Below are 9,448 nucleotides of genomic sequence, written 5' to 3'. Positions count from 1 at the left end.
CGCGCCGGCGCATTCACCGCCCCTCCCGCCGACCCTCGAAGCGCTCCGAGACGAGCCGCCTGGCCACCCCAAGAGCCGTCTCCAGATCGAAACGGCGGGACGGATCGCTGTAGTAGCCGTCCTCGCCATCAGCGTCGTACCAGTAGTTGAAGCCGTTCTCAGTCACGCCCCAGACGTCACCTCCGATCCGCTTCACGAGCAGCCGGAAATGTTTGGCCAACTCGTGGTCGGGCGGGATCGCGGTCACCTCGTAGGCGAAGACGCGAACCTCTGGTTCGGGGATCTCAGGCATGGTCGTCCGCCACGTTGAGGTTGACCCGCTCCGCCTTTTCGAGTTCGGCGACCACGCGCATGTCCCGCCGTTCCGCGTCCCGGCCTGCTTCGAAGCCGTCCACCCACATCTCGGTGAGGATCTTCCGCCAGACGAAGACCCGCCCGTGCGGGTCGCCTCCGGATGCTGCGGCGAGTTTGCGCATGTGGTGCTCCAGGTCGACGATCATCGGATCCCCTCCGGTTCGGCAGTGCCGAGGTGCTGAAGCAGTTCGGCGAATCGGTGGACCTGGTAGACGTCCTCAGCGGTGAGGTTTCTGCCTGCCAAGGCTTCGGTGACGTGCGGATCGGTTTGGAGTGGTGCGCCGTGCAGGCGTTCGACCGACGTCCCGCACAGGCGGGCGATCATCTCCAACTGCTCGGCGTCCGGTTCGGCAGTCCCGGACTCGAACGCGACGTACTCGTCAGGCGAGATCTTGAGAGTTTCGGCCATGTGGTCTACGCCGTAGCCGACGTACTCCCGCTCCTGTCGGATGTGGTCGGACAGAGCGCTCACCGGTCGGCCTCCGCATTCTCTGGGATGGAAGCCGCGAACACGTGGACGTGCTCAGCAGCAGCCGGGATGACGTCGCCGAGAGACGCGAACCACTCCCCCTCGAAGGTGGTTCGGGCCGTGCATTTCGGCTCGTCGCAGCCGATGGTGAGAACCGCCAGATCGGCCATCACCTCGAAGTCGTCGTAGTCGGTGAAGGGTCGGTCTGCCTCCTTGGTAGTGGCGGGAAGCGGCTCCGCGTGCGGCCAACTGTCGGCGGGCCAGCCCTTCGGGCGGGTGTTGCACGTGGTGCCCGAGTCGGGGTGGAACCAGATCGGCGGGTTCGGCAGCTTGCCGTCCAGCCAGTACGGCTTGAAGACGATCGGCCCGTCGCAGTGGCGGCAGGTGCCGTGGCCTTGTGCGGGCACGGCTGCGTCCATCTCGCGGACTACGGCGGCAGCGGCGGCGAAGTCTGGGACGTGGCTCATCGGTCTGTCTCCGTACTGGCGAGAACCGGGCCTAACGGGTAGGCGGTGTGGGCGTACGTGGTGATCTCCCGCCAGGTCATCGGGTCGCCGTGGTCGTCGAGATGGAACCAGCGCTGGTCGTCGGCCAAGCCGAGTTCGCGGCCCTGCGCGTCGAAGCGGCGGACAACCATGTGGCCGCAGATCGTGCGGCCTGTCAGGACGATCGTGGTCCCGTCTTCGGGTTCGGGCAGTAGGTCGGCTAGGCGGCTCATCACGCGTCCACCACGATCCGGCACTTCGGATGCGCAGCGCACGCCTCAGCGACGGCACGCAGGTAGTTGAGAGCGCCCTCGTAGTCGCCCCAGCCGTTGGACGGGTTCATCGCCCGATACTTCTCCGGGTCGGCCTCCATCCGCTTCACGCCATCGGCTAGCGGCCCGGCAGCTTCCGAGCACAGGGCGTGGTGGTACTCGCGGAGGCTCATCCCGTTGAGGGCGTCCGCCCACATGGGGAACACGTTCATGGTGTAGTTGCCGATCTCGACGACCTCTTGCCACTCGCCGTGGCCGGTGTCGATCTCAAGCCAGACGTCGTAGGACATCGGTCAGACCTCCTGACCCTGGACGACCGCTCCGGCCTTGTACGCCTCGAAAGCAGCGACAGGAACCCGGAAGCCCTTGCCTACCTGGATCGCAGGCAACTTGCCGGAGTGGATGAGCCTGTAGGCGCTCATCTTGGAGATGCGGAGCTGGGTGGCGATCTCGGCTGCGGTGAGGTACTCGACCTCTGCGGGGGTGGTCACGATCTTGCCTTTCGGGGGTTAGGTGGCCCGCTCTACTCGGGGAGAGCGGGCCGAAGGGCTTCAGTCGTCGTCGGTCATGAGCGTCGGGTCTACCTGTTCAGGGCCTCCCAACTGGAAGCCCACCCAGTCGGCGGACACGTACGTCCACGAGCGGCAGCCCCAGCACAGGCAGTAGACGTGGGCGTCGATGAGGTCCGGCTGGCGGATCTCAACCCGGCCGCGCTCGTCAAGGACCTGGGTTTCGAAGCGGAAGGAGAGCGGCTGCCAGACGTGCTCCTTGCCGTCCACGCAGAGTCCACCGTCGCGGCGGGGCTTGGCGTTGGACTGACGGTCGTAGTAGTTGCGGCGCTTCTCGGTCATCGGTGGGCCTTTCGGGTTTTACCTGCGGAAAGTAGGAGCGCGTCAAGAGCTTCGCCAGCGTGCTCATGGCACACGGCTTCGGCGGCTACCGGACCGTCCGCGAGTTCGGCCGCACGCGTTCCGATGACGACGGTGAGGCGAGCCGACTCGCCCACGGTGCTGAAGACGACGGCCACGGCGTCGGCGGTGCAGTCGCGGATTCCGCACGGGCCGAGATCGGGTTCCATCGGTGAGCCTTTCGATCTTCGTATCGAACAGAGAGTTTTGAAGGGCTGAGAAGCCCTGAGAGTCGATCTGGAGTTCAGTCCTGAGGCGAGTGCGGATCAGGCGTCCCTGGAGCCTCAGGGACCGCTACAGGCTCAGGGAGGGCTGTTCTCGCGTTCACGGTCGAACGCGGATCGCAGTTCGTCCCGCTCCGCCGTCAACTCCCGGATGCGAGCTTTGGCTTGAACAAGCTCTTCGACGAGAGCAGCCCGACCGGCTTCCGTCCGCGCCAACCGGAGGGCTTCGTGCCGGTGGTCGGCTTGGACCCGCTCTTCCTTCGCCGCTCTCCGGATCTCCGCCCGGTGCCGGGTTGCCGCCTTCTCCGCTTCGGCTTCGGACGCGAGATCTTCGGCCACGCAGTGGAAGCCGTACGAACTCAGGCAGTCGGAGTTGCAGCAGCCCGTCTCCCACAAGCCGGTGGGTTCGACCTGCACCACGAAGACGCTCAGGTCGGTGTTCACCGGTCATCGCCGCCGAACACGCGACGCGCGGCTTCGAGCGGAGAGCCGGACACCTCGGTCTCCCGGGAGAGCATGTCCAGCCACACCGCTTCGCCCTTATCGATGGCGACAGCGTCATCGGCGAACTCGGTCTCCGGCACCGTGCACTCGTCACAGGTGCACCCCGGCGCGGTCGCGGGCGGCATCGCGAGAGAGCCCTCGGGTATCCGGAGATCGTCAGGGTTGAGCCAGTCGGAGTCGTACACCGGGATGTCAACCAAGCGCGGGACCACACCACCCGCCGTGTAGCCGACCGTCACCGAATCCGAGTCCAGCGAGAAACCCGCCGTGGTGATGGCGATCTCCGGACGCGCCCATCTCTGAGCCCAGGCGTCCGAGTACGACTCCAGCATCAACCGCTCTTGGAGCCGCATTACGTCGTCGATGAGCGACGGTCTTGAAGCGTCCTCCTGCGCGGCTTCACGCGCTGCCCGCTGCTGCGGTGTCGGCTCGAACCCTGACGGGAGAGCAACCCGAACCGAGTCGGGCTCTACCCGTGCACCGGCGAATCGTCCTGGAATCGCCTGCATGAACGGGTCGGCCTCGAACTCGGCGAGTTCGGCGAGACGCGGGTCAGCAGGCGACACGGCGTCGTCTCGCTGGACAACCGGGCAGACCGGGAAGCCTGTCGCATCCCAGATGGCTTCTCGGGTGATCCACTGAGACGGAGTCACCAGCAGGTCGGGGGCCCCGTTGCTGTCTAGGCGCACCGCGAACGTGTCGGGTTGTCCGGACTGGGCATCGGACCATCCGGCATCGGCCAGGATCTGCCGGATCCACTCGGATTGGAGACGCTCGAAGGTCACGACGTCACCGCCGTCTCGGACTCCCCGAGAATGACCCGAGCCACAGCCGTCTTGGGGAACTCCCGGACCCGCAGATCCTCCGGCCAGTACGACCACACCCCGCCCTTGCGGTCGCCGACCGCCGCGACCGTGCGAACGCCGTACGCCGCGTCAGCTGCCCAGACGGATCCCAACTGCTTGACGAACACGGGGACCGTCGCGTGCTGACACTGCTCGACCATCGAGCGTGCCCACGTGGGATCCATCGGCCGCGCCCCCGAGCCGGACTCACCGCCGACAACCGCCCAGTCGAGGCGCGGACCCACGGTGATCGGCTGCGTCGTCAGCCCCGTTGCGGTCGTCTCCTCGGGACCCCAACCAGGGCGTCCGTCTAGCCAGTACGTCAGCCGTGGCCTGTGCCCGGGATGAACGAGCGGACCGAGCAGGTCAATGGGGCCGAGCAGCGGTTCCGCCGAGATCCAGCGGACGGCGGCCGGGGTCTCCAGCAGGGCTGGGATGCGGAGATCGGCCCGCTTTTGGTCCTCGACGCTGACGCCCAACCAGACGTTCGGCAGCGGCATGGAGGGCCACATCGAGACTGCTTGTGCACCGACGCCAGGGGCACGCTTGTCGACCTCGCCCCACACCTTCGCTACGAAATAGCCGCTGTTGAGTAGAGACCGCATCCGTCCATGCCGCTTGGTGAGGATCATGTACGTGTGCTTCGGGGTGGAAGCCATCGCGGCGAACACGGAAGCGATGAACGATTCCGACACCTCGTCGTGGAACAGGTCGGACATGCTGTTGACGAAGACGCGGCGAGGCTTCCGCCAGCCGAACGGGTCATTCAGCGTGTCGAAGTGCTCGGAGACGCCGAAGCCCGGACCGGACGTCTTCGGGTCGCCATCTCGCTGGTACTTCGCCGAGCCCATGCCCTTGAGCCGCTTCGCCATGGTCAGCGCGTAGCAGTTGTCACAACCGGGGCTCACGCGGTCGCAACCCGTCGTGGGGTTCCACACGTGGGTCGCCCACTCTATGGACGTCGTTGCCATGATCTATTTCTCCGTTCGGGGGGAAGCGCCGGCGAGCATTGCCAGCGAAGAAGCGGTTACATCCCCTACGGGGACGAGAGCAGCGAGAGCGATGCACAACGCGCAGTACTCGACCGGGCCGAGTCCACCCAAAACCGAGTGGGAGAGCTCCTGGTTTCCGGTGTGTACCGCCTCCACAAGTCGGGTGGCGGGAGTGAGCATGTGGAGAACGAGATCGTCGAGTTCGGCGGCAGGGATCACCACGTCGTACGCCCACTGGGATCCACAACGGCACACGGACTCGTCGGGTCCGTCACCCGGGAAGGTTCCGCCGCAGCCGCGGCAGGACGAGGCGCTCATCGGCTGCCTACCTTGGATTTGATGCTCCACTGCTTGGCGGCAACCGGGCCGTCACTCTCGCACCAGACCACGTGGTCGTTCAGGAGCAGCGACCAGCCGCGCCGCTGGATTGGGCTGAGTTCTCCAACGCCGAGTTGCCCGAGCATCCTCGCCATGAGGTCCCCGCCGTCGCGCTCGGCGAGGACGACGAACGGAGACGGGCAGGTGAAAATGCGAAGCCGCCCGTAGCCGTGCCAGTACACGTGTGTGTAGTCAACGGCTTGGGCAGCCCATGCCGTGAAGTCGCGAGTACTGCCGGAGTGGGCAAGCTTGAACTCCACGCCGAACGCGGGATCCTCGTCCTTCCACGACGAGGAGTCGCGTGGGCGGAGGATCGCGTCAAGACGAACCCGCCGACCGCTGCAATGCGAGCCCCAGACCTCCCGCTCCACCTGGAACCACTGCCCCAGGTATGCGAGCGCCCATGTGGCGCGGTCGGCCTCCGTCGCGTGATCGGGGATCGGAAGCCGGGGGCGGTGCCTTAACGCGCCCATCTCAGTCGTCCTCTCGGATGGCATCCCAGCCGGGAGCCGGGGTGAATGTGGAGACCGACTTCCACGGCCATTTGCCTTGGTCGCCCCAAGTGAGCCGGACCGGCCAATCCCGCGTTTCACGAGCGCCGCGCCAGGGCTTGACATCGACGGTCTTGCAGGACTCGCCGGGCTCTGGCTCGTAGGCGGGGGTGATGCCGAAACCGAACTCGGGCCAGCGCAACAGCAGGCTTGAGCCCACCGGGCGGACCGACCGGTTCTTGCCGTGCTCGCCATGGCCTGCGTGGGCTTCGATGACGAGCGCACAATCCGCAGCAGTGCGGGCCTTGTCGAGGACGCCGACCGTGTGGCGGGCGGCCACCTCGTCGTTGATGTTCCCGGCGTGAAGTCGGTAGAAGGGGCCGATAAACAGCACGTCCGGCTTGTGGGCGGTCACCCGCTCCAGTAGCCAGGCGGCATCGTCCGCCCGGGAGACATCGATCCCTTCGGGCTTGTGGATCAGCCGTAGAGCGCCATCGGGTACCCGATGGCCAACGGTGATGGATGCGGCAGCGAGCGGGCGGAACTTGCGCCGCGACTGGGATTCGGAGTTCTCGCAGTCGATGAACAGCACTCGCATCTTCGGGATCTCGTGAAGCTTGAACGGGTGCAACCCCGCCGCGATCGTGACCGCCATCTGGCGCAGAGCGACCGACTTTCCCAGCCCCTCGAATCCAGTCCAGACCAGGCGGTCGCCGCGCTCCAGAAGGTCGGGGACAACCCAATCGAAGTCCTCGTCGTTAACCGCGATGAACTCCCACAGGTCCGGCGCAAGGTCCACTTTGGCGGGAGCTTCTGACGTCCACGTCTCCACGAATTCGTGAGGCTTAAACCCAGCCGAGATGTGGTCGGCGGCATCCTTGCCCGCAGCGGCTTCAACCCGGCGGATCGTGGTCGCGATGCCGGTCAGCATCTCGGTGACCTGCCGGGCGTGGGCCTGGCCGGGCTCGTCCTTGTCGGCGACGATCGTGACGTCGGCTTCGCGGAGGAACTCGCAGAACTCCGGCCGCCACTTCCCGGCACCGCCGGAGTTGCAGGTGGCGATGAGCCCTTTGGACTCCAGGGCGTGGACGTCTTTCTCGCCTTCCACGATGAAGATGACGTCCCCGTTGCGCACACCTTCGATGACCTTCGGCAGCCGGTACGGCACGCGCCGGACGCCGCCGAGTTTCCAATCCCACCCGGACTTGCGGGACGGGTTCGGAACGCGCTGGCTGAACTGCTTGTCGGCGGTCCGGCACACCTGGTACAGCAGCGTCCCGGACTCGTCTACGTAGTCGTAGACGGCGACGGCCTCGCCCCGCGGAGTCCACTCGCCGCGCTCCGCACGCTCTTCGCGAGGCTTGCAGATGTCGGCCCACGTGAGCCCGATCGCAGCCAGGACGTCGTCACGGTCGCATCCGGCGTGGCAGTTCATGACGACCGGCTGCTCTTTGCCGGGCCCGACCGACAGACTCGCCGTACGGTCGCCGTGCGCTGGGCACTTGGCCATGTAGCCGCCAGCCTGCGGGCGGATGCCCTCAAGGCGGGGCAGGACGAGTTCGTGAAGGGCGTCCATCAGTTGTTCCACCACCCTCCGCTGCCGCCGGGCTTGGCGGTGGGCGTGGCCTCGTCCGTCCAGCGGCCTTGGTTGAGCCACGTGGACGGGTGAGCCGTGAACTGGATCTCGTTGGTTCGCCGAATCGGGTCACGGACGTAGTTCCGCGCACCGGCCGTGATGTCCTCCGGGTCGGCACCGGCCTTGATCGCCTTGTCCCACGCCTTCCGGGCAGCGCCTTTGCCGACCTTGCGCGGGTAGATCTTCCAGAAGGCGTCGAACTCGGCGTCGGCAATCGCCCGGCCTTTGCCGGGCTTCCCCCCTTGGGGGCTAGGGGGAGTCTTTTCTTCTGTCTCTGTCTCTGTCTCTGTCTCTGTCTCTGTCTCTGGCGATCCCTCCCGAGTCGTTGAGCGATCGGTGGCCGAGTCGCCTGCGATCGCATCCCGATCGCTATCCGAATCGGGGGTGCGATCGCTATAGCGATCCCTATCCGATCGGCAGTGAGCACAGTCAGCCTTGAACTGGCCGAGTTTGTCGTGCCAGCGGATGTGATTACCCAGCGACCCACCAGCGGCCTTGTCCGTGGCCATGCGGATGACCTCGGCTTTGCTCCGATTCCGCTTCTCGTACGCAGCGACGGTGAACCCGCCATCGGCACGCCACAACAGGCCCGCCTGAACGAGTCGCTCGGCGTCACGAATGCCGTTGTCGTAGGTGTCGGGGTACACCAAAATGCCCACCTCTTCCTCCGGCACGAAGCCGTCAGAGAGGTTGCGCTTGCAGTACAACGCCATCTGCACGTACAGATCGCGAAGCCCTCGAATGTCGCTGCCGTACTTCATGAGGCTGCGCACTTTCGGGTCTTCGGCGAACCCGACCACCAATTCGATGTAGATCTCGACCGTCGCCATCAACGGCTCCCACGCCGAGTGGGACGGGGAGCGGAAACGAAGGGCAGCCGACGGAACATCGGGTTGTCCTCTTGGAGTGCTTTCAGGAAGGCCGGGGAGTGCTCCTGTTCCAGGCTCTTGGCGTGGATCGCCGAGATGTACTGGTGCTCAGGGTTCAGTCCCTCGGGTGCCTCGCAATGGCGGCAGAACTGACCATCAACCAGGTTCTGGGTAAAGCACCACTCGGCACAGATGCCGCATCGCTGGACAGTCACGCTGCGGTACGCGCCGGTGATGGCCTGCCAGTTCGCGGACCGGCCGGGCTCGCCTGCGGCGCGAAGGATCACCACAAGTTCCCCGCCTGGCCGCTCGGAGTCGGCGAGCGCCTGGTGGAACCTGCGGGTCTTGGCCAGGCGCTCGTTGTGAGCGCCCTTCACTTCGCACCAGACGTTCTGTCCGGACAGATGGAAGTCGGCCAGATATTGAGTGCCGTCACCCAGGTCGACGGCCCAGGGCTCGTACTCGAAGTACCAGTTCAGGCTGTCGAACGTGGCAGCCCAATCAGCCTCAAGCGTCGAACGGTACGTAGTCCCGTTGTAGGTCATCGGAACGGCTTGGATCTTCAAGTGCGGGAGGACCTTCCGTGCTCGTTCGTGATCAGTGGAAGGTGGGGGCGGAGAACCCCCGGTTCTGCTGTGACTCCTGATCCAGTATATGCCACATCAATAGAGGCATAGCGCTTCTATGCCTCTGATACATTGGCCTCACAACAGGTGTAACCATGGAGAGGTGTCCGACCCCATGACCGGTATCCGCCGCGCGCAAGCCGCCCTTGATGCGGCCAAAGCCGAAGCCCGGCGAATCGTCACGGAGGCGCAGTTGGAACTCGGCCGCGAGATCCTGGCCGCTCGTGCCACTGGCGAAGTTGAACAGAAGGACGTCGCCGAAGAACTCGCCATCACCCGCGAACAGGTCCGTCGCCTTGAAGTCGCTGCCGAGAAGTCGGGCACGGTGCTGCTCGACCGGAAGCCTGGCCGTCACCCGCGCCGTACCGGCTCGAAGCCGTCCGACTCCTGATCCC

The 9,448-nt window shown here is 65.7% G+C and carries 17 protein-coding genes; 2 read left to right on the top strand and 15 right to left on the bottom strand.

The window, feature by feature from the left end:
- Positions 1-13: 13 nt before the first annotated feature.
- From ABGB08_RS14825 to ABGB08_RS14790, 8 genes are read right to left on the bottom strand one after another with little or no spacing between them, the layout of a single operon-like run.
- On the bottom strand, positions 14-292 hold the full coding sequence (locus ABGB08_RS14825) for a hypothetical protein (RefSeq protein WP_347590479.1): 279 nt from the start codon (positions 290-292) through the stop codon (positions 14-16).
- Complete coding sequence (locus tag ABGB08_RS14820) at positions 285-500, bottom strand: hypothetical protein (RefSeq protein WP_347590477.1); 216 nt, start codon at positions 498-500, stop codon at positions 285-287. Before ABGB08_RS14820 ends, ABGB08_RS14825 begins: the two co-directional genes overlap by 8 nt.
- Positions 497-826, bottom strand: a complete 330-nt coding sequence (locus ABGB08_RS14815) for a helix-turn-helix transcriptional regulator (protein ID WP_347590475.1) — start codon at positions 824-826, stop codon at positions 497-499. The genes ABGB08_RS14820 and ABGB08_RS14815 overlap by 4 nt, the downstream gene beginning before the upstream one ends.
- Positions 823-1,290, bottom strand: a complete 468-nt coding sequence (locus ABGB08_RS14810; RefSeq protein WP_347590473.1) for a hypothetical protein — start codon at positions 1,288-1,290, stop codon at positions 823-825. Before ABGB08_RS14810 ends, ABGB08_RS14815 begins: the two co-directional genes overlap by 4 nt.
- A complete protein-coding gene (locus ABGB08_RS14805) occupies positions 1,287-1,541 on the bottom strand; it encodes a hypothetical protein (protein WP_347590471.1) in 255 nt (84 codons plus the stop codon). Before ABGB08_RS14805 ends, ABGB08_RS14810 begins: the two co-directional genes overlap by 4 nt.
- Positions 1,541-1,870, bottom strand: coding sequence for a hypothetical protein (locus ABGB08_RS14800; RefSeq protein ID WP_347590469.1), 330 nt, complete (start codon positions 1,868-1,870; stop codon positions 1,541-1,543). The genes ABGB08_RS14805 and ABGB08_RS14800 overlap by 1 nt, the downstream gene beginning before the upstream one ends.
- 3 nt (positions 1,871-1,873) lie before the next feature.
- Positions 1,874-2,071, bottom strand: a complete 198-nt coding sequence (locus ABGB08_RS14795; RefSeq protein ID WP_347590467.1) for a helix-turn-helix domain-containing protein — start codon at positions 2,069-2,071, stop codon at positions 1,874-1,876.
- A 60-nt stretch (positions 2,072-2,131) separates the two neighbouring features.
- Complete coding sequence (locus ABGB08_RS14790; protein ID WP_347590465.1) at positions 2,132-2,431, bottom strand: hypothetical protein; 300 nt, start codon at positions 2,429-2,431, stop codon at positions 2,132-2,134.
- A gap of 59 nt (positions 2,432-2,490) precedes the next feature.
- Here ABGB08_RS14790 and ABGB08_RS14785 point away from each other — a divergent pair, with 59 nt between their 5' ends.
- A complete protein-coding gene (locus ABGB08_RS14785) occupies positions 2,491-2,664 on the top strand; it encodes a hypothetical protein (RefSeq protein WP_347590463.1) in 174 nt (57 codons plus the stop codon).
- Between the two features lie 126 nt (positions 2,665-2,790).
- On the opposite strand, the gene ABGB08_RS14780 is transcribed toward ABGB08_RS14785, so the two are convergent.
- From ABGB08_RS14780 to ABGB08_RS14750, 7 genes are all read right to left on the bottom strand, one after another.
- Entirely contained in the window at positions 2,791-3,156 is a 366-nt protein-coding gene (locus tag ABGB08_RS14780) for a hypothetical protein (RefSeq protein ID WP_347590461.1), read from the bottom strand.
- Entirely contained in the window at positions 3,153-4,001 is an 849-nt protein-coding gene (locus tag ABGB08_RS14775; protein WP_347590459.1) for a hypothetical protein, read from the bottom strand. Before ABGB08_RS14775 ends, ABGB08_RS14780 begins: the two co-directional genes overlap by 4 nt.
- Positions 3,998-5,032 (bottom strand): phage Gp37/Gp68 family protein, encoded by a 1,035-nt coding sequence (locus ABGB08_RS14770; RefSeq protein WP_347590457.1) that lies wholly within the window; start codon positions 5,030-5,032, stop codon positions 3,998-4,000. The genes ABGB08_RS14775 and ABGB08_RS14770 overlap by 4 nt, the downstream gene beginning before the upstream one ends.
- Positions 5,033-5,367: 335 nt before the next feature.
- On the bottom strand, positions 5,368-5,904 hold the full coding sequence (locus ABGB08_RS14765; RefSeq protein WP_347590455.1) for a hypothetical protein: 537 nt from the start codon (positions 5,902-5,904) through the stop codon (positions 5,368-5,370).
- A 1-nt stretch (position 5,905) separates the two neighbouring features.
- On the bottom strand, positions 5,906-7,498 hold the full coding sequence (locus ABGB08_RS14760) for an AAA family ATPase (protein WP_347590454.1): 1,593 nt from the start codon (positions 7,496-7,498) through the stop codon (positions 5,906-5,908).
- Complete coding sequence (locus ABGB08_RS14755; protein WP_347590452.1) at positions 7,498-8,388, bottom strand: hypothetical protein; 891 nt, start codon at positions 8,386-8,388, stop codon at positions 7,498-7,500. Before ABGB08_RS14755 ends, ABGB08_RS14760 begins: the two co-directional genes overlap by 1 nt.
- Entirely contained in the window at positions 8,388-8,972 is a 585-nt protein-coding gene (locus ABGB08_RS14750) for a hypothetical protein (RefSeq protein WP_347590450.1), read from the bottom strand. The genes ABGB08_RS14755 and ABGB08_RS14750 overlap by 1 nt, the downstream gene beginning before the upstream one ends.
- Before the next feature lie 196 nt (positions 8,973-9,168).
- On the opposite strand from ABGB08_RS14750, the gene ABGB08_RS14745 reads away from it, so the two are divergent.
- Positions 9,169-9,444 (top strand): hypothetical protein, encoded by a 276-nt coding sequence (locus tag ABGB08_RS14745; RefSeq protein ID WP_347590448.1) that lies wholly within the window; start codon positions 9,169-9,171, stop codon positions 9,442-9,444.
- Positions 9,445-9,448 lie beyond the last annotated feature (4 nt).

The organism is Acrocarpospora sp. B8E8, from assembly GCF_039871605.1.
GTDB classification, from domain to species: Bacteria; Actinomycetota; Actinomycetes; order Streptosporangiales; family Streptosporangiaceae; genus Acrocarpospora; species Acrocarpospora macrocephala.
This window is presented reverse-complemented; position numbering and strand designations above follow the sequence as displayed.

Coding starts and splice junctions, on each gene's coding strand:
- ABGB08_RS14760 (WP_347590454.1), bottom strand. CDS start 7,498: ATGGACGCCCTTCACGAACTCGTCCTGCCCCGCCTTGAGGGCATCCGC.
- ABGB08_RS14825 (WP_347590479.1), bottom strand. CDS start 292: ATGCCTGAGATCCCCGAACCAGAGGTTCGCGTCTTCGCCTACGAGGTG.
- ABGB08_RS14820 (WP_347590477.1), bottom strand. CDS start 500: ATGATCGTCGACCTGGAGCACCACATGCGCAAACTCGCCGCAGCATCC.
- ABGB08_RS14750 (WP_347590450.1), bottom strand. CDS start 8,972: ATGACCTACAACGGGACTACGTACCGTTCGACGCTTGAGGCTGATTGG.
- ABGB08_RS14755 (WP_347590452.1), bottom strand. CDS start 8,388: ATGGCGACGGTCGAGATCTACATCGAATTGGTGGTCGGGTTCGCCGAA.
- ABGB08_RS14790 (WP_347590465.1), bottom strand. CDS start 2,431: ATGACCGAGAAGCGCCGCAACTACTACGACCGTCAGTCCAACGCCAAG.
- ABGB08_RS14765 (WP_347590455.1), bottom strand. CDS start 5,904: ATGGGCGCGTTAAGGCACCGCCCCCGGCTTCCGATCCCCGATCACGCG.
- ABGB08_RS14770 (WP_347590457.1), bottom strand. CDS start 5,032: ATGGCAACGACGTCCATAGAGTGGGCGACCCACGTGTGGAACCCCACG.
- ABGB08_RS14810 (WP_347590473.1), bottom strand. CDS start 1,290: ATGAGCCACGTCCCAGACTTCGCCGCCGCTGCCGCCGTAGTCCGCGAG.
- ABGB08_RS14805 (WP_347590471.1), bottom strand. CDS start 1,541: ATGAGCCGCCTAGCCGACCTACTGCCCGAACCCGAAGACGGGACCACG.
- ABGB08_RS14745 (WP_347590448.1), top strand. CDS start 9,169: ATGACCGGTATCCGCCGCGCGCAAGCCGCCCTTGATGCGGCCAAAGCC.
- ABGB08_RS14800 (WP_347590469.1), bottom strand. CDS start 1,870: ATGTCCTACGACGTCTGGCTTGAGATCGACACCGGCCACGGCGAGTGG.